24 protein-coding genes and 1 pseudogene are annotated in these 23,872 nt (G+C 42.4%); 8 read left to right on the top strand and 17 right to left on the bottom strand.

The window, feature by feature from the left end; all coding sequences use genetic code 11:
* Positions 1-68: 68 nt before the first annotated feature.
* On the bottom strand, positions 69-2,165 hold the full coding sequence (locus RTR43_RS15865; protein ID WP_312473203.1) for a (Fe-S)-binding protein: 2,097 nt from the start codon (positions 2,163-2,165) through the stop codon (positions 69-71).
* A 203-nt stretch (positions 2,166-2,368) separates the two neighbouring features.
* On the opposite strand from RTR43_RS15865, the gene cls reads away from it, so the two are divergent.
* Positions 2,369-3,571 carry a cardiolipin synthase gene (gene cls / locus RTR43_RS15860; protein WP_312473202.1) on the top strand — a complete coding sequence of 401 codons (1,203 nt, stop codon included), beginning with the start codon at positions 2,369-2,371 and terminating at the stop codon, positions 3,569-3,571.
* A gap of 12 nt (positions 3,572-3,583) precedes the next feature.
* A pseudogene (uvsE, locus tag RTR43_RS15855) lies at positions 3,584-3,706 on the top strand (UV DNA damage repair endonuclease UvsE); the annotation flags it as partial.
* A gap of 32 nt (positions 3,707-3,738) precedes the next feature.
* Here uvsE and RTR43_RS15850 read toward each other — a convergent pair.
* From RTR43_RS15850 to speE, 5 genes are all read right to left on the bottom strand, one after another.
* Complete coding sequence (locus RTR43_RS15850) at positions 3,739-3,918, bottom strand: H-type small acid-soluble spore protein (protein ID WP_312473201.1); 180 nt, start codon at positions 3,916-3,918, stop codon at positions 3,739-3,741.
* 226 nt (positions 3,919-4,144) lie between these two features.
* On the bottom strand, positions 4,145-5,815 hold the full coding sequence (argS, locus tag RTR43_RS15845) for an arginine--tRNA ligase (RefSeq protein ID WP_312473200.1): 1,671 nt from the start codon (positions 5,813-5,815) through the stop codon (positions 4,145-4,147).
* Complete coding sequence (locus tag RTR43_RS15840; RefSeq protein WP_312473199.1) at positions 5,812-6,219, bottom strand: YwiB family protein; 408 nt, start codon at positions 6,217-6,219, stop codon at positions 5,812-5,814. The genes argS and RTR43_RS15840 overlap by 4 nt, the downstream gene beginning before the upstream one ends.
* Positions 6,220-6,646: 427 nt before the next feature.
* Positions 6,647-7,519: an agmatinase gene (gene speB / locus RTR43_RS15835; protein ID WP_312473198.1), complete on the bottom strand. Its 873-nt coding sequence runs from the start codon at positions 7,517-7,519 to the stop codon at positions 6,647-6,649.
* Positions 7,520-7,744: 225 nt separating this feature from the next.
* Entirely contained in the window at positions 7,745-8,572 is an 828-nt protein-coding gene (speE, locus tag RTR43_RS15830; protein WP_066093988.1) for a spermidine synthase, read from the bottom strand.
* A 190-nt stretch (positions 8,573-8,762) separates the two neighbouring features.
* Between speE and RTR43_RS15825 the strand changes: the two genes are divergently transcribed.
* Positions 8,763-10,832, top strand: coding sequence for a transglycosylase domain-containing protein (locus tag RTR43_RS15825; RefSeq protein WP_312473197.1), 2,070 nt, complete (start codon positions 8,763-8,765; stop codon positions 10,830-10,832).
* Between the two features lie 206 nt (positions 10,833-11,038).
* Here the strand turns inward: RTR43_RS15825 and RTR43_RS15820 are convergent, their stop codons facing one another.
* Both RTR43_RS15820 and RTR43_RS15815 read right to left on the bottom strand, forming a co-directional pair.
* The gene (locus tag RTR43_RS15820) at positions 11,039-11,548 is read right to left on the bottom strand and encodes a YwhD family protein (RefSeq protein ID WP_312473196.1); all 510 of its coding nucleotides are present in this window, start codon (positions 11,546-11,548) and stop codon (positions 11,039-11,041) included.
* Between the two features lie 18 nt (positions 11,549-11,566).
* Entirely contained in the window at positions 11,567-12,217 is a 651-nt protein-coding gene (locus RTR43_RS15815) for a site-2 protease family protein (RefSeq protein WP_312473195.1), read from the bottom strand.
* A gap of 170 nt (positions 12,218-12,387) precedes the next feature.
* Here RTR43_RS15815 and RTR43_RS15810 point away from each other — a divergent pair, with 170 nt between their 5' ends.
* Positions 12,388-12,573, top strand: a complete 186-nt coding sequence (locus RTR43_RS15810) for a 2-hydroxymuconate tautomerase (protein ID WP_248734314.1) — start codon at positions 12,388-12,390, stop codon at positions 12,571-12,573.
* Positions 12,574-12,695: 122 nt separating this feature from the next.
* Here RTR43_RS15810 and RTR43_RS15805 read toward each other — a convergent pair whose 3' ends face one another.
* The 4 genes from RTR43_RS15805 to RTR43_RS15790 all read right to left on the bottom strand — a co-directional run bounded on the left by RTR43_RS15805 (position 12,696) and on the right by RTR43_RS15790 (position 15,787).
* On the bottom strand, positions 12,696-12,917 hold the full coding sequence (locus tag RTR43_RS15805) for a hypothetical protein (RefSeq protein WP_312473194.1): 222 nt from the start codon (positions 12,915-12,917) through the stop codon (positions 12,696-12,698).
* A gap of 425 nt (positions 12,918-13,342) precedes the next feature.
* On the bottom strand, positions 13,343-13,846 hold the full coding sequence (locus RTR43_RS15800; RefSeq protein ID WP_312473193.1) for a YwgA family protein: 504 nt from the start codon (positions 13,844-13,846) through the stop codon (positions 13,343-13,345).
* Between the two features lie 216 nt (positions 13,847-14,062).
* Positions 14,063-15,364 (bottom strand): HD domain-containing protein, encoded by a 1,302-nt coding sequence (locus RTR43_RS15795; protein WP_312473192.1) that lies wholly within the window; start codon positions 15,362-15,364, stop codon positions 14,063-14,065.
* 201 nt (positions 15,365-15,565) lie between these two features.
* Positions 15,566-15,787, bottom strand: a complete 222-nt coding sequence (locus RTR43_RS15790) for a YuzB family protein (protein WP_312473191.1) — start codon at positions 15,785-15,787, stop codon at positions 15,566-15,568.
* A gap of 290 nt (positions 15,788-16,077) precedes the next feature.
* On the opposite strand from RTR43_RS15790, the gene RTR43_RS15785 reads away from it, so the two are divergent.
* Entirely contained in the window at positions 16,078-16,821 is a 744-nt protein-coding gene (locus RTR43_RS15785) for an RsfA family transcriptional regulator (RefSeq protein ID WP_312473190.1), read from the top strand.
* Positions 16,822-16,954: 133 nt separating this feature from the next.
* Here the strand turns inward: RTR43_RS15785 and lipL are convergent, their stop codons facing one another.
* Both lipL and pta read right to left on the bottom strand, forming a co-directional pair.
* On the bottom strand, positions 16,955-17,785 hold the full coding sequence (lipL, locus tag RTR43_RS15780; RefSeq protein WP_312473189.1) for an octanoyl-[GcvH]:protein N-octanoyltransferase: 831 nt from the start codon (positions 17,783-17,785) through the stop codon (positions 16,955-16,957).
* Between the two features lie 165 nt (positions 17,786-17,950).
* Entirely contained in the window at positions 17,951-18,922 is a 972-nt protein-coding gene (gene pta, locus RTR43_RS15775; RefSeq protein WP_312473188.1) for a phosphate acetyltransferase, read from the bottom strand.
* 248 nt (positions 18,923-19,170) lie between these two features.
* Here pta and hemQ point away from each other — a divergent pair, with 248 nt between their 5' ends.
* A complete protein-coding gene (gene hemQ / locus RTR43_RS15770) occupies positions 19,171-19,914 on the top strand; it encodes a hydrogen peroxide-dependent heme synthase (RefSeq protein ID WP_248734321.1) in 744 nt (247 codons plus the stop codon).
* A gap of 602 nt (positions 19,915-20,516) precedes the next feature.
* Positions 20,517-20,993 (top strand): spore coat protein GerQ, encoded by a 477-nt coding sequence (gerQ, locus tag RTR43_RS15765; protein WP_312473187.1) that lies wholly within the window; start codon positions 20,517-20,519, stop codon positions 20,991-20,993.
* 81 nt (positions 20,994-21,074) lie between these two features.
* Here gerQ and RTR43_RS15760 read toward each other — a convergent pair whose 3' ends face one another.
* The 3 genes from RTR43_RS15760 to RTR43_RS15750 form a co-directional block, all read right to left on the bottom strand.
* A complete protein-coding gene (locus tag RTR43_RS15760) occupies positions 21,075-21,446 on the bottom strand; it encodes a DUF423 domain-containing protein (protein ID WP_312473186.1) in 372 nt (123 codons plus the stop codon).
* 15 nt (positions 21,447-21,461) lie between these two features.
* On the bottom strand, positions 21,462-21,782 hold the full coding sequence (locus tag RTR43_RS15755) for a YwdI family protein (protein ID WP_312473185.1): 321 nt from the start codon (positions 21,780-21,782) through the stop codon (positions 21,462-21,464).
* Between the two features lie 194 nt (positions 21,783-21,976).
* Positions 21,977-22,912 (bottom strand): substrate-binding domain-containing protein, encoded by a 936-nt coding sequence (locus RTR43_RS15750; protein WP_312473184.1) that lies wholly within the window; start codon positions 22,910-22,912, stop codon positions 21,977-21,979.
* 145 nt (positions 22,913-23,057) lie between these two features.
* Between RTR43_RS15750 and modA the strand changes: the two genes are divergently transcribed.
* The gene (gene modA / locus RTR43_RS15745; RefSeq protein WP_312473183.1) at positions 23,058-23,870 is read left to right on the top strand and encodes a molybdate ABC transporter substrate-binding protein; all 813 of its coding nucleotides are present in this window, start codon (positions 23,058-23,060) and stop codon (positions 23,868-23,870) included.
* Positions 23,871-23,872: the final 2 nt, after the last annotated feature.

The following is a 23,872-nucleotide window of genomic DNA, read 5'->3' as shown; positions in this document are numbered from 1 at the left end:
TGCAAATCGACTCAACTTCTCCTGTTCTAATAATTACTACTTCTGCAATATTATCAAGCTGTCTCTTTTCATTCACCGCAAACGGCTTTTTCAAGAATTTCAGCCACATCGTATGTTGAAACCTTTTCTTCCACTTCTTTCGCCTTAGTTCCATCAGAAAGCATCGTTAAGCAGTATGGGCAGCCTGAGCTGATGACAGACGGATTGACGGAAAGGGCTTGCTCAGTCCGGCTCACGTTAATCCGTTGGCCTGTTTCTTCCTCCATCCACATCAAGCCGCCGCCGGCACCGCAGCACATGCCTTTTTCACGATTACGCTCCATTTCCACAAGTTTCACGCCTGGAATCGCTTTTAAAATTTCCCGTGGCGGGTCATACACATCATTATAGCGGCCTAAATAACAGGAATCATGGAAAGTAATCGTTTCGTTCACCTGATGTTTCGGAACAAGTCGGCCATCGCGGACAAGCTCATACAGTATTTCCGTATGATGGTACACTTCCACATTCTCTAAGCCAAAATCAGGGTATTCATTTTTGAAAATATTATAGGCATGCGGGTCAATTGTGACAATTTTCTTGATCTCCGCTTTTTCAAATTCCTCAATATTTTTTGTCGCTAACTCTTGGAACAGGAATTCATTACCAAGGCGGCGCGGTGTGTCACCTGAGTTTTTTTCTTTGTTACCGAGAATGGCAAATTTCACACCCGCTTCGTTCATCAGCTTCGCGAACGATAACGCAATCTTCTGGCTGCGGTTGTCATAAGAACCCATCGCGCCAACCCAAAAGAGGTATTCGAATTCCTCGCCCGCCTTGTTCATTTCCTTCACCGTTGGAATATGAACATCGTCGCGGACTTCGCGCCAGTTCTCACGCTCTTTACGGTTTAAGCCCCACGGGTTACCTTGGCGTTCTATATTCGTCATCGCACGCTGGGCGTCTGCATCCATTTTTCCCTCTGTTAAAACTAAATAACGACGAAGGTCGATAATTTTATCAACGTGCTCGTTCATGACTGGACATTGGTCCTCACAGTTGCGACACGTGGTACATGCCCAGATTTCTTCTTCGGTAATGATATCGCCGATTAGGCTTGGACTATAGGCTCCAGCGGCCGCTGTTTCTTCCGCCCCCTGACCGCTCGCCGCCAGCGCAATTTGATTTCCTTTTGTGTTACTAAAAGCAAAGGTCGGCACCCACGGCTGTTTCGAGGTTACCGATGCGCCAAAATGGGTCAGGTGGTCACGCATTTTCACAATTAAATCCATTGGTGACAACATTTTACCCGTTCCGGTAGCAGGACACATATTGGTACAGCGGCCACATTCGACGCAGGCATAAAAATCGATCATTTGCAGCTGGGTAAAGTCGTCAATTTTTCCAACCCCAAAGGATTCTTGTGATTCATCTTCAAAATCTACCTTTTTCAATTTACCTGGTTTTTCTAAACGGTTAAAATAAACGTTAACCGGCCCGGCAATTAAGTGGGCATGCTTTCCTTGCGGTACATACACTAAAAAGGATAATAGGAATAATAAGTGGAACCACCAGGCCACATAGAAAATAACAACGGAAGCGGTTTCACCAAGCCACGAAAAGGCAAGCGAAATAACGGAGGCGACAGGTTCTGTCCATGACACGTCTTCTCCGTGCCAGATGATGCCCATGCCGTTTCCAAGTAAAACCGAAACCATCAAGCCGCCGATAAAAATTAACACAAGACCTGCTTTAAAACCACGCTTTAAGCGAACTAATTTTTCAATATAACGGCGATAGAACGCCCAAATAACAGCTACTAAAATCGTTAGTGTCACAATTTCCTGGAAAAAGGTGAAGGCGGGATATAACGGTCCAAGTGGCAAATGCGAGCCTGGTTTAATCCCTTTCCAAATAAAATCAATCGCTCCAAATTGAACAAGCAGGAAACCATAAAAGAACATGACGTGAATAGCTCCGCTTTTTTTATCCTTTAAAAGCTTCTTCTGTCCAAACACCATGACCCAAATTTTTTGCAGTCGTTCTTTGACATTGTTATCAAGCTCAACCTTTTTCCCTAGTTTAATAAAGGCTATCCGTGTTTTTACAACATAAACGAACAAACTGACTGCGTAAGCGGTTACAGCCAAGAAGGCAATGAGGTTAACCCATAATAAACCATTCATCAAAATTAGCCCCTTTCGTTTTGCTTTATCCCCTAATGTTTTTTAGCGCAAGTTGTAGAAAATAATTAATTTTCAGAACTTATCCATAACTCTATTATATGATGAATGAGCATTCAGTCAACGAATTTTTGCAAAATTCATTCGACTTATAGAAATAATCGCTTTCGGAAAACCTAAGAAATGGATTGGAGGAACGATTCCAGATGATTTTTGCACTCTCGTTAAGCGGACTTGTCCTGCTCATCATAATCTGGTTTACAGTCGATTTTAGCTTAGGGAGAAAGAAGCATCTTTCCACTGCGGGCAGGATGGAAACAGCCATGCTTCATGGTCAGTTTGAAATTTTTACCCATGGAAGGGAATTATTCCATGATTATTTTAATGAGATCAGACAGGCGAACCACCATATTCATGTATCATTTTATATTGTCAAAGATGACGCCATCAGCCAGGAGTTTTTCTCACTTTTAAAAGCAAAGGCTCAGGAAGGCGTGGAGGTTCGGCTCTTGCTTGACCGGATTGGGAGCTGGAAAATTAAGAAACAGGCAGTGAAGGAACTGCGGGAGGCGGGGATTCACTTTGCGTATAGTAATTCGGTCAGGTTTCCATTCCTGTTTTATTCTTTTCAGGTCCGAAATCACCGCAAAGTTTCACTTATTGATGGAAAAATTGGCTATCTCGGTGGGTTTAACATCGGTAAGGAATATATTGACGAAGACCCAATCTTGAGCCCGTGGCGTGATTACCATTTAAAAATGACCGGTGAAGGCGTTAATTTTTTGCAGAGTGAGTTTTTTATTGATTGGAACGAGTACGGAGGGGAAAATCTTCAGAATCATCCTGTCTATTTTCCAAATCTGCCAAAGGGTGAGATCCGCCATCAATTTATTCCGACGGAAGCGGGCCATCTGGAAGACATGTTTATCAGTCTGCTGCAAAAGGCCGTTCACACCATCTTTATCGGGACTCCTTACTTTATTCCAAGTAACAAAGTTTTTGCTACATTAATGGAAGCACAGCGGCGCGGCGTTGATATCACCGTGGTTGTCCCCTACAACGCTGACCATATGCTTGTCCAAGAAGCCTCTTACCACTATTTACGAACGCTGCTTAAGGAGGGAGCAGCGGTTTATCAATTTAAAAATGGCTTTTATCATGCCAAAACAATTATGATCGATGACAAAATTTGCGATATCGGCACCGCCAATTTCGATCAGCGCAGCTTGTTTTTAAACAAAGAAATCAATTGTTATATTTATAATTCTACTTTTATTGAGCGCGTGAGGGCGGTTATTAATAAGGACATCCGCGACTCCATACCGTTAACATTGGCAGAGCTAAATAAACCGAATTTTTTAAGATCTGTGAAAGAATTTCTTGCAGGAGTTATTGCTTATTTTTTATAAAAAAATTCATGGCGTGATGTAGACTTCATGATTGAGGCGAAAGCAAAGGATCAAGCCGCACTGAAGTTAGTCGAGGATTTAAGCAAAATCCGCGGCTATAAGCGAATCAGCGGCGGTACTATTGAAATAAAGTAAAGAGTCTCCGAACCAACATCGGAGACTCTTTACTATTCTTCAATAAGATTTAAAACAGGAACATCTCTTTCGTTTTCTGGATCGGTTCTAGAATAAATCCTCGCTAGTTTCGTCGTCTCGTCCACGTGTTGAATAATCACCGGATTTCCATCATAGGTAACATTGATCATATCAGCGGATTCAACAATTTCTTTTGCTCTTCCTACATTCATGCGTTCGGTTCACTCCTCACTGAAAATTCTCTATTAATATTTGTGTTTTTTTGGAAGATATTCATTTTATGGATTATTTTCAAACAAATTGTGGTCCGTTTGCAGAATTGGCGCCGATCAAAATGGGCTTTTTTTAAACGATGCTCCTTTACTCGCCAACCACACAAATTCCCCACCAAACCACATAGAAAAAGGCCCCCTTAATCAGAAGGGAGCCATCACAAATTTACATTTTTTCCGGTGCCGAAACGCCAATCAACGCCAGTGCATTTTTCAACGTAATTTGCACAGCCTTCACCAACGCAAGGCGGGCCTTCGTGCGCTCTAGCTGCTCACTATCAAGCACTTTTTCCGCATTATAAAAACTATGGAATGTTGACGCTAGTTCAAAGATATAGTTGGTGATGCGGTGCGGCACACGCTTCAGTGCGGCCTCGCCAACAGCCGACGGGAATTCACCAAGCTTTTTCAGTAAATCGATTTCCTTTTCAGACGCCACTAACGAAAAGTCAGCTCCCGCATCCACCGTCACGCCTTGTTCTTCTCCTGAACGCAAGATGCTCGAAATCCGTGCATGGGCGTACTGCGCGTAATATACCGGATTTTCATTCGACTCCGACACCGCTAAATCCAAATCAAAATCCATATGCGTATCCGAGCTACGCATCGCAAAGAAATAACGCGTCGCGTCAAGGCCGACCTCATCAACCAAATCACGCATGGTAACCGCCTTACCAGTTCGCTTACTCATCTTCATCTTCTCACCATTTTTATAAAGATGAACGAGCTGGATAATTTCCACCTCAAGCGCCTCGCGGTCATAACCTAAAGCTTGGATTGCAGCCTTCATCCGTGGGATATAACCGTGGTGATCCGCACCCCAAATGTTAATCAATTTTTCAAAGCCGCGCGCCAGCTTGTCCCTATGGTAAGCGATATCAGGCGTCAAGTACGTATAAGAGCCGTCCTGCTTAATTAGCACACGGTTTTTGTCATCACCGAAATCGGTCGAACGAAGCCAGGTCGCTCCATCTTCCTCATAGACATAGCCGCTTTCCCGCAGTGCAGTCAGAGCTTCATCAATTTTTCCATTTTTATAAAGCGAGGTTTCCGAATACCACACGTCAAAACCGACGCGGAAATCCTCAAGATCCTTCTTTAACTTCGCCATTTCATATTTCAAGCCATACTCACGGAAAAAATCAAATCGTTCTTCCTCGGCCACATTCACAAACTTGTCGCCAAACTCTTCCGCCAGTGTCTTCCCGATGCCGACAATATCGGCGCCATGGTAGCCGTCCTCCGGCATGTCTTTTTCCAGACCAAGCGCCTGGAAATAACGTGCCTCCACCGATAATGCTAAATTATTAATCTGATTGCCAGCATCATTAATATAATATTCGCGAGAAACATCATAGCCAGCCTTGGCCAAAATATTGCAAAGCGAATCGCCAACAGCAGCACCGCGGGCATGTCCAAGGTGAAGGTCTCCCGTAGGATTGGCCGATACAAACTCGACTTGAATTTTTTGACCGCCGCCAACTGTGGTCGAACCGTACTTTTCCCCAGCCTCAAGCACGGTTGGAATCAGGTCGGTTAAATACGCATTATTCATATAAAAATTGATAAACCCCGGCCCCGCTAGCTCAATTTTTTCAATTGAAGCCTGTGAACGGTCGAAATGGGCCACTAATGCGTCCGCAATCATCCGCGGCGCCTTCTTCGCCACCCGAGCGAGCTGCATCGCCATATTCGTTGAGTAATCGCCATGAGCCTTCTCCTTCGGGATTTCAAGAACCACATCAGGAATCTGCTCTTCTGTCGCAAGCTCCGCCTTTAGCACAGCCGCGCGAATCTCTTCCTTTATTTTACTTTGAACCTGTTCAACTATATTCATTTCCGATCCTCCTGAAAGCTAATTTCTAAATGATATGTACCTGAAGGCGAGCCCTGCATGGTGAAATCGTAGAGAATATCGATAAGCCCTTCCGAATGCTCGATTCGCTTGGCCATCGTCATCGTTTCAAAAACACCAAACGGCATCTCGTAGCTGCCCCTTAGTTTTCGATTTACTTGAAACGGCAGCCTCATCTTCACCGCACCGCCGCGTAAAATTAGTGCTTCTTCCCCCGCCACCTTGACAATCGTGCGAACAGTACCTTCCTCCAGCACTTCCTCATACCGCAGAAATGTTGCATCACCTTTTTGATGGTAGCGACCAAACACCGTTAATTCCATTGCTTCCTGAGCATCAATCGTCGTTTTCACCTTGATTTTCACGGGTATTTCAGAGTTTTCCAACCGATTTAGCACTTCCTTTTCATTTTATAACACAACATTCTCGTTTATTTGCAAGAATTCCAATTTTTTTGCGAATCTCCGTTGTTTATTTGCGAATATGCCGCTTTAATTTGCAAAATACAATAAGAGCTTTTTTAAAAAGGAACTCAGGTATGTTCTCTTTATAAGTTCTAGTCTTCATCATTTACTTAGGTGCGTTAACGCATGCTTTTTCTATTATAAACATTGTAACGGCACAAATCAAAGATGCCCGCCCCCAATGGGACAGGCACCAGATTGACATGGTTTCTGGATATCAGAAAAAGTTTTCCTGTTCCTGTATAACAGAAAAGTTCTCTTATTTATCAGAAAGGGGTCTCCTGAAGTATAAAAAGAGTTTTTTTATATAACAGGAAGGTTCTTCCTATATTCGGACAGGAAAGTTTACCTATTTCACCCAGCCAAGCAGCATTTCACGAATCAATTTGCTCGCTGTGTTCGCTGTTTGCTCAGATGAATCGTAGATTGGAGCAACCTCAACCAGGTCACCGCCGACGACCTTCACCTCAGAACGAGCAATTTCATGAATGGAAGCGAGTAGCTCGCGTGAAGTGATTCCGCCGCAATCAACCGTACCGGTTCCAGGCGCATGTGCAGGGTCCAATACGTCGATGTCAATCGTGACATAAACTGGGCGCCCAGCTAGCGACGGCAGGATTTCTTTTAACGGCTCAAGCACTTCAAATTTTGAAATAAGCATGCCATTTTGCTTTGCCCATTCAAATTCTTCCTTCATCCCGGAACGGATCCCGAAAGAATAAACGTTTTTTGGTCCGATTAATTCGGCAATCTTGCGAATCGGGGTCGAGTGTGACAACGGCTCGCCTTCATAATTTTCACGCAGGTCGGTGTGTGCGTCAAAATGAATAATCGCTAAATCTGGATATTTCTTATAAACAGCTTTCATCACTGGCCATGAGACAAGGTGCTCGCCGCCCATACCTAACGGGAATTTGCCTGCATCCAAGACTTGGTCAACAAATTCTTCAATCAAATCAAGGCTGCGCTGGGCATTCCCGAACGGAAGCGGAATATCACCGGCGTCGAAATATTTTACCTCATCAAGCTCGCGGTCGAGGTAGGCACTGTATTCCTCAAGACCAATTGACACCTCGCGAATTCGCGCTGGGCCAAACCGTGAACCTGGGCGATAGCTTACCGTCCAGTCCATGGGCATCCCGTACAATACAACCTGACTTTCCTCAAAATTCGGGTGACTCTTAATAAACACATTCCCCGAATAGGCCTCATCAAAACGCATCCAACATCCCTCACTTTCTACGTATTACCTAGAACCTCTTTATGTCCATGTTTTCGCTTTTTCCCCAGTTGCGGTCTCATAGAACCTCTCTATGGGACCGGTAGCTCACTTTTTCCTCTGGTTCCGTCTCATAGAACTTCTCTATGGGACCGGTTGCTCACTTTTACTCTGGTTCCGTCTCATAGAACAACTGTAACAGGAGTACTTTTCTTGTTCCCGTTTATGTTACTTCACTAAATCGCCAACAAATTTTGGCAATACAAATGCGGCTTTGTGCAATTCTTTTGTATAGTATTTGGTTTCAATTTCGTGAAAACGGTCTTCACTTACTGCTAATGGATCGTATTTTTTCGAACCGATGGTGAATGCCCATAAGCCGCTTGGGTAAGTAGGGATATTAGCCACATACAAATTCGTAATCGGGAAGATTTCCTTCACGTCACGCTGTACGCTGCGAATTAAATCCGCCTTAAACCATGGGTTGTCGGACTGAGCAACAAAGATGCCGTCTTCCTTTAACGCCTTGGAAATTCCGGCATAGAAGCCCTTTGTAAATAAGTTTACTGCAGGACCAACCGGCTCTGTTGAGTCAACCATAATCACGTCATAGGCATTTTCGCTTTCGGCAATATGCATAAAGCCGTCACCCACTTGAACGTCTACACGCTCGTCTTCAAGCCAGCCAGCAATTTCCGGAAGGAATTTCTTCGAATACTCGATTACTTTACCATCAATATCCACAAGTGTCGCTTTCTTTACGCTTGGGTGCTTTAATACTTCACGGATAACACCGCCATCGCCGCCGCCGACAACAAGAACATTCTCTGGATTTGGATGTGTAAATAGTGGAACATGTGCCACCATTTCATGATAAACAAATTCGTCTTTTACAGAAGTCATGACCATGTCATCTAATAGCAGCATATTGCCCCATTCTTCTGTTTCAATCATATCAAGCTTTTGAAATTCTGTTTGCTCTGTATGTAAGGTTTTATTAACTTTCATCGTAATTCCAAAGTTTTCAGTTTGTTTTTCTGTAAACCAAATGGACATATTCATCTTCCTTCCGTCTTATCTCATTTTTAGACTACCCAAACTATTGAATTACAAACAGAAAAAAAAGTCTAGCAATTTTTAAAAAAATATTTCTTTTTTCTAAAGAAATTGTTTAAAAGGACTCTATTTTTTCAATACTATTACTATCTAAATTTTTATAAATGGAAAAAGCGGGGTGGTGAACACAATGGAAATCATGACAAATCACGGGTTTCGGAAGACAATTAAATATTTGCGCGCATTTGTTATCATCAGTTTGATAGGCATGATTTGTATGCTCGTTCTCTTCCTAGGCGTCCTTGCCTATGCAAAAATTTTAGGAGCTCCGCCGCTCGCTGTTCCGCAATCAACGCTATTCTTTGCCGATGACGGGACCCTGATTGGTGAGAGTCATAGCGGTCAAAAGCGCTACTGGGTCGGGCTCAAGGATATTTCACCAAATTTAGTGAATGCGACCGTCTCGATTGAGGACAAAAATTTTTTCCAGCACCATGGTTTTGATTATAAACGAATTGCCGGGGCAGTTCTTGCCGATATTCAGGCATTTTCCAAGGTGCAGGGCGCAAGTACGATCACCCAGCAATATGCAAGGAATCTCTTTCTTGAACACGACAAAACGTGGAAGCGGAAAATTCTCGAGGCGTTTTATACGATCCGCCTTGAAATGAATTATTCGAAACAGGATATTCTTGAAGGTTATTTAAATACCATCTATTATGGCAACGGTGCTTACGGTGTAGAAGCAGCCAGCCACTATTATTTTGGTAAAAAAGCTGTCGACTTAGATCTCAACGAAGCGACCATGCTGGCGGGAATTCCAAAAGGACCAGGCATCTACTCACCGCTCACCTCGATGGAAAACGCCAAACGACGCCAGGCGATGATTTTACAAACGATGGTGAAAAACGGGTATATCAAAAAAGATGCCGCAAAAAAAGTGTCCAAGGAGCCGCTCACATTAGTCGGCGTCCACACGACACTAAAGGTAAAGCTGGCCCCTTATTTTCAGGATGCCGTCAAAAATGCGCTGAAAAATCAATTACATCTTGACGACCGCACGATTGCCCTCGGCGGTTTAAAAGTCTTTACGACGCTTAACCTAAAACAGCAGGAAGCGGCCGAGAAGCAGGTCCAGCAATATGTTGCCAGTTCATCAGAGATTCAAGTTGGCTTAGTTGCGATGGATCCAAAGAACGGCTATGTGAGAGCGATGATTGGGGGCAGGAACTATGAAAAAAGTCCGTTTAACCGGGCCGTTCAGGCTGTGAGACAGCCGGGCTCGACCATCAAGCCGCTGCTCTACTACGCAGCACTTGAGCACGGCTTTACTCCTTCATCAACGATGCGAAGTGAGTTTACCACCTTCCATTTTGATGATGGTCAGGCAGATTACACGCCACATAATTTTAATAACAAGTATGCAGACGGGGAAATTACCCTCGCCCAGGCGCTTGCCGTATCTGATAATATTTTTGCTGTTAAAACGCATTTATTTTTAGGAGAGGATTCGTTAATCGAAATGGCCAAGAAATTTGGTATTTCGACAAATATGGCCCAGGTTCCGTCACTGGCATTAGGAACATCTGGCGTTCGTGTGATTGAAATGGCTAATGCCTACAGCCTATTTGCCAATGGAGGAAAACGGATCAATCCGACCTTAATTACGAGAGTGGAAGACTATAATGGCAACGTTATTTTTGAAAAAAAAGATAGAACTGAAAAGGTTTTAGACCCGGCCAGGGCCTTTGTAATGACACAAATGCTGACAGGCATTTTCGATAAGAAGCTAAATGGCTATGCCAAGGTAACCGGGAGCACGATTATTGACGACCTCACCCGACCTTATGCCGGAAAGTCAGGCTCAACGGAAACGGATAGCTGGATGATTGGCTACTCACCACAGCTCGTTACCGCTGTATGGGCAGGATATGATATCGGGAAACCGCTTGAGCTAACTGCCGAAAAAACCTATGCGAAAAACATCTGGGCCAACTTTATGGAGGAGGCTTTGCAGGGTAAGTCAGTCAAGGCGTTTAAACCGCCGAAAGAGGGGGTTGTCGGTGTTTACGTCAACCCGGAAAATGGCAAGCTAGCAACCAAGGATTGTCCCGTTCGTCGCTTCACCTATTTTGTCGCTGGAACTGAACCAACCGAATATTGCACCGATCACTTAAAGAATTCAGATGCAGCACCAGCGAAACAGAAGGACAACAAGAAAGTGCCTTGGTACAAAAAGTTGATGCCATGGAGCCATTAGCATTTTAATATAATAAGAAAAGCAGAAGGCGCCTGGAGCTGGACATTTCTCTAAGTCCAATGTTATAAATTATTATATTATAAAATAGAAAAGCTCCGGAACTGGTCCGGAGCTTTTCTTGTCCTAGTTTTACGTGTATTCACACACTGCTTATAATACTATCTATTTTTCAAAAAAACCACAAGTAATTATCCACTTTCATCATTTTACTCTCCGAGTAATCCTTTTTTCAGTTCCGCCGTGGAATTATTCCACAATACTTCATTATGGCCCTGCAAGAATTCGGCTAACACCCGTTTCGATTTCACATCCATATCATCGACAATAATATGACGCTTTAACGATTTATCCATGCGGTTGACGTGCTCAGGAAGCGATTTGTAACCGCGTCGGATTTCCCGGTCCACCGTCATATAACAAGCGGTAACGCCGGCATAATAGGGACCTTCTGGCTTGCGGTCTATCGTCACCCACACAAGCCAGTAAGGTTTCCCGTTCGGCACCTCTTCTTTCGTTTTTAAAAATTTTATCCCTTTTTCGACCACGCTACGGGCATGCATCGCGCCAACATCGATTTCCGCTTCCCCGGCGTCGACATCAATAATAACTGGCGAAACATTATCAAGACTAAGGACACCTTTTCCGTAGCCCTTGTGTCCATCAGTTGGGTCACTTTTTATTATATTAAATCCAAGTTTTTTCTTATTATCTTCCATGGATAGTGCAGTCCTCCTTTATAAAAATAGACCATAGATGAAATTACTAAGCACATTCCCTACCCAGGGAATGACCACATCAAAAATGGGCTGAATTGTATATCGATCTAAAGGTGTAATCACTAAAATTAAAAAGATTAAGATCCCATACTGTTCATATTGGGTCATTTTAGCCCGAACATGATTGGGGGCTAAATCCTCGACAATCCGATAGCCGTCAAGTGGAGGGAGAGGCAGCAGATTAAAAATAAACAGGACGATATTCAGATTGATAAATACTGTCAGAAATTCACTAAAATTATCCGAAATCGTTACACCAAACTTCAATAATCCGTAGGCAATGATAAAGCCAATGGCCGCCAAAATCAAATTGGAGAGCGGTCCTGCAACAGAAACGAGAACACCGGCTAGGCGCGGTTTTTTAAAAAAAAAGCGATTTACTGGTACCGGACGGGCCCAGCCAAATCCCGCAATTAAAATTAATAGCGTTCCGAACGGGTCGAGATGCTTGAGCGGATTTAATGTCAGTCGTCCTTGGTTTTTTGCTGTCATATCGCCGAATTTATAGGCAACAAAAGCATGGGCAAATTCGTGAAACGTAAAGGCAAACATCAGCGTGATCGCTACATAAGGAATCAGCCTTAGTGGGTAGGCAAGAAATTGTTCCAATAGGGTTTCTCCTCTCAGAAAACGGGTTCATAACCGCACTCTATATCTATTTTCTTTTTAGTATACATGAAACCGCTTTGAAAAAGAAAATCAAATGTGCCAACCGTTATTGCACTTTTACTTTGTTTGTGGAAAACTACTATTAGTGACTTTAATAAGGAGGAAACAGCATGCCATACGTTACAGTAAAAATGCTTGAGGGACGTTCTGAAGATCAAAAACGGGCGTTAGTAGAAAAGGTAACCGATGCCGTCAGCGAAACAACAGGCGCACCAAAAGAAAACATCACCGTTTTTATTGAAGAAATGAGCAAAAACCATTATGCCGTCGGCGGCGTACGCGCAAGCGATAAATAAAAGGGATAGGGTGTCAGGCACCATTCGTGGACAATTGTCCTTGTGTGGTGGACAGTTTTGATAGTGGTGTCAGGCACCAAAAGAGTGTGAAATCATCAGGATTTCACACTCTTTATTTCTGATTAGAATTTTATTTCATGTTTTGGTTGATCAATTTTCATCTTTTCGAGTTCCAACTTCATTTTTTCCGTTTCAATCAAATAGTTTTCGTGCTTCAATTTTTCCAGTTCCAACTCATCTTTAATCATATTTGCCCTTAATTTCGACTGTTTCTGAAAGTGGTCTGTTAAAATAGCGACAATCGGAATTGCAAAAATCATTATGACCGCAATTACTCCAACCATGACGCATACCTCCCCCATTTACTCAATAGACAAATCATAGCAAATATCTTAATGAAAAAGTATAGATTTTACAAAAAATACCGAAAAAGCCATTTTTTATTCGAAGAGATATGAGTTTCGAATGTATTTTAGCTGTTTTTTGACCTCTTCATGATCATTTTTCAATTTAAAAAATCCTATTGGCTCATTTTTGGAGGTCTTTGGCTCATTTTTCTACTTTATTGGCTCATTTTGGAAAACTTTGGCTCATTTTTTCAATTTATTGGCTCATTTTCCGCTGATTATGGCTTTTTTCCATTTACATACAATTATCCATCCTGCTATACGCCTGGAGCTGGACAATTCTCAAAGTCCAATGATATAAATTCTGGTGTATAAAAAACCGCCTGGACTCTCACATTGCCCAAAGCGGTTTTTGAAAAATCTTATTGAATTTTCTCTTTCAGTGCTTCAATATATTGAAACGCCTCACCAATTTCCGCCTCGGTGTAGCGTTGGCTGCTTTTTAAGGTAAATACCTTGTTCGTGACTTCCTCTTTTGAAAGATTATCAAAATATAAAACCGTTGAAACAAGCTCGAGGAATCTAGCATTCTGCCCATTCATATCGGTTAGACAGTCCTGTAAAAACGGCATATCCACTTCATTCAGGCTCAAAAACTCTTTCCCCGAATCCGTCAGTGTATAGCGATATTGAAAATAACCGCCCTTTTTCTCTTTCACTTCATCAAGAAAACCCATATTACAAAGCTCTTCCACCCTTGTCGTTAATTCCTCCGAGTACGGGCCGTAAAAATGAAACTGAAACCGTTCGTGAAAGGGAAAAGCAATCTTTTTCGCAATATATATCATCTTTTGCAGCTTTTTTCTGCCGGTAATTTCACCGGAAACCTGAATCGCCTGCATCAGCTTCGCGTGATCTTTTAACAACGTTCGTCATCTCCTACTCCATCTAAAACGTAAATGCCGTTATGCGCTACCATCCATTACGGGAATACATCTAATGCAAAGCACCAACCTCACTTAATAATGGTGGTGTTACCAGAGCTAAGCTGCACTTATTCAAAGTAAAGAACGGCTATTTTCACTTGAATTGGCAAAATTAATTTGTTTTTGCGGCGCTCCGCCCTTTTTCCAAAACAGCACTTATTCTAATTCTAAAAGCGCACGTATTTGCTGCTTGATATTCTTTTTCGTGGAATTATCCGCAAGATAATCAGCAGGGTAATAAAGCTTATGGTCTGTCCGCCTTTTCCCCGAAATGGCATCGACAATCTCTGACTCCCGAGAAAGCTCCCGTAACTCCCCATTTTTCATCAATAAATGAATCGGCAGCCGTTCTTCTTCCTCGCCTGGACGGTAAAAGTCGTACGGTAAATCCGAGGACGAATCGACAACCAAATAATATTCAGGGTCAATCCCTGCCTTTTTAAATAAGGAATTCAGTTCGGCGAGCTTCTTATATTCATTCGCTGGGTCAAATTCAACAAACTTGAACAAATTGCGATTAACAAAGCGACGACAAAGGTCGCTTAAAATGGAGTCGACCTCCTCCTGCCAAATTTGAAAATAGTATAAAATGACTGATTCATCTAATTTTAAATAATCTTCTAATGTTACCTGCCCAAGGAAAATGGATGTAAAATGAAGCGGCTCATATTTAAAAGCATAGTTTTCTTCAAACAATTGTTTAGCGCGGTGAAGGATTTTGGTCAATATCACCTCAGCACTTCGCGATACGGGATGGAAGTAAACCTGCCAATACATCTGGTAACGGCTCATAATATAATCTTCGACCGCGTGCATCCCGCTCTTTTTGATGACGACCTGATCTTCTCTTGGCCGCATCACGCGGAGAATTCTTTCCATGTCAAAATGGCCGTAGCTGACACCGGTGAAATAAGCATCCCTTTGTAAATAATCCATCCGATCAGCATCAATTTGGCTTGAAATCAGGCTTATGACCAGTTTTTTTTCTGAGGTTTTGGCAATGATTTCGGCAACTTTAGCAGGAAAATTAGGTCCTACCTTCAAGAGTATTTTATTTACCTCTGTTTCCCCTAAAATAATCTTGTTTGTAAAGTCCTCATGGTCAAAATCGAACACTTTTTCAAACGAATGGGAAAAGGGACCATGTCCAAGGTCGTGGAGCAGGGCGGCACATAGGGTTAGTAGCCGGTCATCGTCGTTCCATTCCGGCCTGCCGGCAAACACATCATCGATAATGCGGCGGACAATTTCATAGACGCCGAGAGAATGGTTGAACCGGCTGTGCTCCGCTCCATGAAAGGTCAAAAAGGTCGTTCCAAGCTGCTTGATCCGGCGCAGGCGTTGAAACTCTTTCGTTCCAATTAAATCCCAGATGGCCCGGTCACGCACATGGATGTAGCGATGGACGGGGTCCTTAAACACTTTTTCTTCATTTAGTTTTTCCGCTGCATAGGCCATTGGTTTCCCTCTTCCTCGTATACTTGCTCCTATTATATCCCAAAAAACACCCATTTTTCAGCAAAATTTCGCAGGATTTTTCGACATTTATCTTTGGTGTCAGGCACCGTTAGCAACATTTTCGACTTAGAAAAGGTGTCAGGCACTAAAAAGGAGGCACCAAAAAAAGAAAAATCACCTGAGCATTTTCGTCAAAGGTGATTATTTGATCTTTTTATTCACTTTCTCCATTAATTCCTCTTCCGTTAAGGCCGCAACAGGGCGGTTATTAACGAAGGCAAAAGTCTTTTTCCGGCCAGGTCCGCAATAGGACTGGCAGCCAATTTTGATTTCGGCAGCCGAATCAATTTCTTTTAAACGAGGGATTAATGTCTTCAAATTCACGGCCTGGCAATCATCACAAACACGAAATTCATTCGACATTCGTTACAACCCTTTCTACGATCTAAAAAAATCATACTATATATATTATCCATCTAGGTTCATTAAATAAACTCCTAAGGTATTTTACATTTTATTTCCTTTGAATGCAAGATGCAATCACGAGCAATCGTTGGCATCCTTAGTAAATCTTTTAGTTAAAAAATCTACTATCCTTTCATTCGTTTTGGTATAAAGCTTGCAAAACTTGTCCATCATAAGACTAGAACTTTTAAAAATCGTCAGGATAAACTTGACAATTCATTGTAAATTTTTTTAGGGAGTTGAAAGATATGAAAGTTCGTCAAGATGCATGGACAGATGAGAATGACCTGCTTTTGGCTGAAACTGTCCTAAGGCATGTAAGAGAAGGCAGTACACAGTTGAACGCTTTTGAAGAGGTAGGGGACAAGCTAAACCGAACCTCTGCAGCCTGTGGCTTCAGATGGAATGCCGTCGTCCGGCACCGCTATGAAAAAGCATTGCAGTTATCCAAAAAGCAGCGGAAACAAAGACAAAGAGTTTTAGGTAAAGACCAAGGCGGCAAGAAAAAGCTACTTTACAATCCACCGGTAACTGTTTCTGTAGCAGAGGAATTGGAACCAATGCCGTTGCCAGTTGATATCCCCGTGGAACCTACTGTTGTTGTTGAAGACATGACAACCGTAGAAATGGCGGCGGAAACATTTGTAAAACCAGCGCAAAGCTACAGACCGCCAGCCACAACTGGACTCACGCTCGATTCAGTCATTAGTTATTTGCAAAACTTTCATCATGCCAATCTGCAAAATGAAGCATTAAAAAGTGAGAATGAAAGATTGAAACGAGAAATGGCTGAGTTAAGAAAGCACAACGAGGAAATGGCGGCTAAAATTTCCGGGCTCGAGCAGAATTCCGAAACGATTCAGGAAGATTACGAGACCCTGATGAAAATCATGAACCGCGCACGAAAGCTTGTTTTATTTGAAGAAGAGGAAAGACCTGCTACGAAATTCAAAATGGACCGTAACGGTAATCTGGAAAAGGTAGCGGAGTAATAGGACGGCAACGTACACCAGCCGCTGGGTGCTCTCGATCGAGCCATTTTTCGAAGTTAGAGAAAGCTTTTTAGGAGAAGAGAATAAAGCGCAGCATCTTATTATAGAAAAGCCGTAAGTCCGGTTGCAGGATTTACGGCTTTTTTACCTGTTCGTTTCGATCAACGATCCTCTGATAATAACCAGGAAATAAGTTCAGTTCGAACTCATTTAATTGACCGCCATAGATAAATTCGCTGCTCATTTTTAACTGGGTAAATAAACGCAGTATCACATCAGCGATCGTAAAGTTAACTGCCAGCAGCTCTGAAAGGGAGGCCATAACGTCCGGAACAATCACTGGATAAGCGAATTTTGTTTGCTCGGCTTGTTTAGCCCTCTGGTAAAATTGCTTAATGAGCTCAGCCCGGTCTCTGCCGCTGCCATTGACGCAAAGGTAGATCTGAACGGCGACCCCTTTTTTCAGACGGCGCTGGGAGATGCCAGCGAATTTTTTGCCATTAATACTCAGGTCGTAGCTCCCTGGGCAGTAGGAGCCAACGATTTCCCGTGCCTCAATCTCATGCGGGAAATCGGCAAACATTTGTTGGATGAGAGACCACATCGCATCGTAGCCGCGATTGATATCAATCCCTTTTTCAGCTTCAGGAAATATGAGTGAGATATTCAAGACTCCTTCGTCGAGAACCACGGCTAGGCCGCCGGAATTTCTGACAATCGCCTGGTAGCCCTGCTGCTGCAAAAATTGGATACCTTCCTGTAAGAACGGCAATTTCGTATCCTGGATGCCAAGGACAATGGTATTGTGATGGACCCATGTCCGGGCTGTCGCCGGTGCTTCACCCGACCCAATCGAGGCACATAAGGTATCATCCGTTCCAAAGGATTGTAATGCTTGAAAATGAATACCCACAGCTGATTGGTCGATGATCCGCCACTCGGGTTGTCGTAGTAAACCTTCCATATTGGTAACTCCTTGAATGGTTAATAGGACTTATTTTATCAAATTTATACGATATTTAACAGTTTGACTGGTGGTTCCACTTCCGATTCCAAAAAAATTTCCTTAGCGACCAATTTGAACCAAAAAAAAGAGCCAGCCCAGACGACGGACTAGCCCCAAAACCTATTATAATCCCTGCGCAGCCGTGATTAACGCAAGTTTGTAGACATCTTCTTCATTACAGCCGCGTGATAGATCATTTACAGGCGCATTTAAGCCCTGCAAAATAGGTCCAACCGCTTCAAATCCACCCAGGCGCTGGGCAATTTTATAACCGATGTTACCTGCTTCGAGGCTTGGGAAAATAAACACGTTTGCATCCCCTTGTAAAGGTGAATCTGGTGCCTTACTTTTTGCCACAGATGGAACAAACGCAGCATCGAACTGAAACTCTCCATCGAGCACAAGTGAAGCATCACGGCGCTTGGCCTCAGCCACAGCTTCAACCACTCGTTCCGTTTCCTCCGACTTCGCCGAACCCTTTGTGGAGAAGCTCAACATCGCGATCCGCGGCTCAATATCAAACATCTCAGCTGTCTTCGCGCTTTCAATCGCGATTTCCGCTAAATCATTACTGTCTGGGGCAATATTAATAGCACAATCAGCGAACACGTATTTTTCATCCTCGCGCACCATGATGAACACGCCCGACGTTTTCTTAACGCCTGCTTTTGTTTTAATAATTTGCAAGGCAGGGCGAACCGTATCAGCAGTCGAATGAGCCGCACCACTAACAAGACCGTTTGCCTTGTTTAAATAGACGAGCATCGTGCCGAAATAGTTTTCATCGAGCAGGATCTTGCGCGCTTCTTCCTCAGTCGCTTTGCCCTTGCGGCGTTCGACAAACGCCGCGACAAGCTCGTCCATACCCGCATAGCTCGCCGGGTCATAAATTTCCGCAGCCTCTAACGAAACGCCAACCTCTTTCGCTTTTGCCTGTACCTGTTCAATATTACCAATTAAAATAGGTGTGATTAGGTTTTCCTCAGCCAAACGACCTGCAGCTTTCACAATCCGCTCATCTAATCCTTCTGGAAAAACAATTCTTAAATCACGCCCGGAAACTTTTTGCTTTAAGCCTTCAAATAAATCACTCACGACGAATCCTCCCTTTGTACAATCTATCTTTTTAAGCATACTTTATCAGCTCAAAATTTCAAGCAAGTACATCACATATAGCGTTTTCATCCAAAATGTTTTTGTTTTCAAAAAATTACACTCACAAGTTTACTATTTACTTTTTTTATAAAAATATTCACTTGCCAGGAACCAGAGGTTTATTCATTCGCCTCTTGGTCAAACTATGATATAGTTATAAGCAGAATTATTATTTAGGAGTGATTATAATGAGTGAAGCAGCACAAACGCTTGATGGCTGGTATTGCCTCCATGATTTCCGTACCGTTGATTGGACAACTTGGAAAATGCTTTCCAGCGATGAACGTCAAGCGGCTATCCACGAGTTTTTAAACCTTGTTGAAAAATGGAACGAAACTGGTGCACGTAAAGAAGGCAGCCATGCTTTATATACAATTGTTGGTCAAAAGGCTGATTTTATGATGATGATTCTACGTCCAACAATGGAAGAGCTAAATGCCATTGAAACCGAATTCAATAAAACAAAATTAGCTGAATTCACGATTCCTGCTCATTCCTATGTATCGGTTGTTGAACTAAGCAATTATCTTCCAGCTGGTGAGGATCCCTACCAAAACCCACAAGTCCTTGCACGCCTTTATCCGACACTGCCAAGAACAAAGCATGTTTGCTTCTATCCAATGGATAAGCGCCGCCAAGGCAATGATAATTGGTACATGCTACCGATGGAAGAGCGCCGCAGTATGATGTACAGCCACGGGATGATTGGCCGTACATATGCAGGAAAAGTAAAGCAAATCATCACTGGTTCTGTTGGTTTTGACGACTATGAATGGGGTGTTACTCTGTTCGCGGAGGATGTCCTGCAATTCAAAAAGCTAGTCTATGAAATGCGGTTTGATGAAGTAAGTGCCCGTTTTGGCGAATTCGGTGCTTTCTTTGTCGGCAACCTTTTAGAGGAAGAGCGCGTAGCCAACTTCCTTCATGTATAAACTTTTTCAAGTAAAAATTTGATGCTTTTTTTAAAAATTTCTCAGCCGCAACGTGGCCACTGAAAAAGTCCATCAAACAAAAAAAGGTAGAACTCTCTCAGGTATTTGAGTGCTTCTACCTTTTTTATGTTTTATAAATCTGGACATGCTTATCAATAAAACCATAGAGGTTGCAATTGAAAAAGAAATCCTCAAAAGTAAATCCATCATTATCGATGCCACCCATACAAGAGCCTGATAGTGTATGTCTGTAAAACAGAGCATATGCGATCCGTAAAGTCTGTGCAAACGTTAGAAAAATGCGGTCAACGTTCATCTTTTTGAATGTAGGCCGTCTTTTTGTTTAATCAACTCAACTACAGGAAGCATAACGTAAGCTTTTCAGTGGCCGCACCGCAGCTGGGAGTTTTTTTGCATTTTCTGCCCCTTCCACAAGTCATATATTCGGACTTTCCCTCATAGTTATAAAACAGCGAGTCTTAAGGATTGACCCCATCTGAGAGAAGGGATATTAGTTCCTTCCCGCAGTAACCATTTTGGATTGGGGGCGTATGAATAGGAATGTTGGGCCTTTCGTATTTTTATTTTTAGGAGGGAAAGAGATGAGCCAATATTACAATCCACAAGGGTTTCAACCCTATACTGGAGCAGCCGGACAGCCGGGCGCACAGCCAGTTGCAGGAGGGGGGCAAGGTTTTGTGCCTCCTATGCAGCAAGGAATGCCTCAATTTCCACCAGCCGGAGCTGGTTCGGTTCCCAGGCCACCGGCAGGCGGAAGCCAAATCCCTGGCATGCTGCCAATTGAACAGTCGTATATTGAAAACATCCTTCGTTTAAACAAAGGGAAACTCGTCCACGTCTTTACAACATTCGAAGGCAATAGTCAGTGGAATGCCAAAGAGTTTACCGGGATTATTGAAGCGGCAGGAAGAGATCATGTCATCTTAAGTGATCCCCAAAAAGGAACACGTTATCTTATTCCAATGGTGGCTGTCGACTACATTACCTTTGATGAACAGATCGAGTATGAATATCCATACGGCGGGGCTCCGTCCTTAGGTACTTACCCGCCAAGATAAAGGATGGCGTAATATTATCAAGTGACATTCATTTTTTCCCATAAAAAAAGCATTGGAACATACTCCAATGCTTTTTTGCTGTTAAAATTCTTTAACGGCTGCAACAATCATAAGCACCCATGCTGCTAAAAAGCAAACGCCGCCAATCGGTGTGATGGCACCCAAGACGCCTACCTTCGTCAAGCTTAACAGGTACAAGCTGCCGCTGAATAAAATAATTCCAATCAACATCAACCAACCTGACCAACTAAATAATGAGCTTACCCCAACTTTCCCAAGGAGAAGGCCGATGATTAATATCCCTGTGGCATGGAACATTTGATAGGTAACGCCCGTCTTCCAAATTTCTAAATAATGCGCATCAAGTCTATCTTTTAACGCATGTGCACCGAAGGCTCCAAATGCCACGGCCAAAAAGGCATTTATGGCACCAACAATAATAAATGCTTTCATCTAAATCTCCCCTTTTTAAAAATCAAGTAATGAATCCCCATTGGCTTCGTCGTCCATCTCTAATTTTTTCGCTTGTTGCAGCGACGCAGGCTGCTGAAAAACTTGTTGATTCATGACAGGCTGTTGATAGGCCTGCTGCGCGATAACAGACGGAATCGCAACGGCTGAATTCAATTGCACTTCCGTTTTCACTGCTTGCTTTTCATCCAGTATCAATTCGCATAATATTTTAATAGAGTAGACCTTTTCTCGCAAGCTTTCTTGCTTCGCACTGCCTTGCGCTAGCTTCAATTCTTCTTCTATTTTCGTTAATAATGTTTGGATAGATATATTCACTTTGACAATCCCTCTCTATATCAGTCAATCATCTCATTTTACATGAGTGTGACCCATTTTATAAGAAAAGCGCAAGGCTCCCACCTATCGGCTGAAAAATCAGACTCCACCTCAACGGCCTCGACAAAATTCGCCCGTTCCACGTGAAACAAATCAAAATTTGTCATAATTTGAGCCGAAAACAAATCAGCAACTTAATACGTCTCATAAATAATCGATCCTGTTTGAGAATCATCATAATCACCCAAAGAGTTAATCTCTGATTGAAACAACGAAGAAGATAAAATTCCCTTTACAATCCGAATGAGGGATTCATTTTCAGGAGTTTTTAACATCACTAGGTCGTAACGTTCCGTAATTAACGGAACAAAGTCGATTCCAACCATTTTTGCCACCTTTTCAATGCCTACCCCGACATCTGCTTTGCCGGTCACTACAGCTGAAGCAACACTTAAATGATTCGTCTCTTCGACTTCATAACCACTTATTGTCTTGGAAGAGATTCTATGAATGCTTAGCTGTTCATCAAGCAGGATTCTTGCTCCTGATCCTTTCTCTCGATTGATCATGTAGATGTGTGGTTGACTTAGATCCGTCCAAGTGGTGATGTTTAACGGGTTTCCTTTTTGAACATAAAATCCTGCTTTTCTGGAAACCAGATTGAGTAGAATATAGGGATAACCAGTTAAAATTCTTTTTACATAGGGAAGATTATATTCTCCTGTATCCCCGTCAAACATATGTAGGCTCACGATGTCACAGTCTCCATTATATAAAGAGATGAGGCTGTTTAAGCTTCCTGAATAAGACCTGAGTGTCTTATAGGTGGAACATTTCTCGATATGCTTTCCCAGAATATCTAGGACGATATCTTGTCCGCTAATGACAATGTTATGGGATTCCTTAGTTTCGATTTTGTGAGTATCGACAACAGGAACGGAAGCTATCGGCAATTGAGTAGACTTACTATGCTTTATATAATGGTCTAAATCCTTTGCATCCATCCGCATCTGTCTTCCCACACGGAATACAGGAAGTTCTCCTTTTTTTATCAAATCATAGATGGTTAGCTTCGATACTTTTAACAGCTGCGAAACTTCTTCAATCGTATAGGAAATCTCCTTTGACATGTCCATCCCTCCTCTTTATATTGTATCTCATTACTTTTTAATAAGCATATTCCTTAATAAATTTGTATATTGTGATTTTTTTCATACCATAACTAATTATAACTAGTTATAATTAGTTATACCTAATTAAAAGGAGAGAGATAAATTGAAAAAAAGTTACATATTATTTTTATCGGTAATGATGTTTTTACTTGTCATTACTGGATGCTCTTCGAATGACCAAAGTAAACAGCCGGTAGAGAAAAAACAGCCAGTAGCGGAAAAACAAGAAAACGTCGAATTGACAATTTCAGCAGCAGCAAGTTTGCAAGACGCCTTGACTGAAATTACGGCGAATTTTAATAAAGAACATGGTAATGTGAAAATCAACTATAATTTTGGTGCTTCTGGTGCGTTACAACAACAAATTTCACAAGGTGCACCTGTTGACCTTTTCTTCTCTGCTGCAGAAGATAAATTCGATCAATTAGTAAAAGATGGTCTGATTGAAGAGAAAAATGGCATCGATCTTGTTGGAAATGAATTAGTACTAGTCGTTCCAAAGGACGCTACAAAAGGCATTAAAACGTTTGAAGACCTAACAAAAACGGATAAGATTTCGATTGGTACCCCTGAATCTGTACCAGCGGGTAAATATGCGAAAGAGGTACTTGGAAACTTAAAGATCTGGAGCTCTATTGAAGGAAAAATCGTCTATGCCAAGGATGTTCGCCAAGTGCTTACATATGTAGAAACAGGGAATGTCGATGCAGGTATGGTTTATAAAACAGATGCCCTAACATCTACAAAAGTGGAAATTGCAGCAACAGCTGATGAAAAGACCCATACTCCTATCATCTATCCTGTAGGAATCATCAAAGCTAGTAGCCATCCAAAACAAGCCATGCTATTCTATAATTATCTGCAAAGTAAAGAATCAATGGAAGTTTTTAAAAAATATGGTTTTAAAGGACTGTAAAA

Origin of the sequence: Neobacillus sp. (genome assembly GCF_031988165.1) — a bacterium.
GTDB classification, from domain to species: Bacteria; Bacillota; Bacilli; order Bacillales; family Cytobacillaceae; genus Neobacillus; species Neobacillus rhizosphaerae.
The sequence above is the reverse complement of the archived record's forward strand: the minus strand, read 5'-3'. Positions and strand labels throughout refer to the sequence as shown.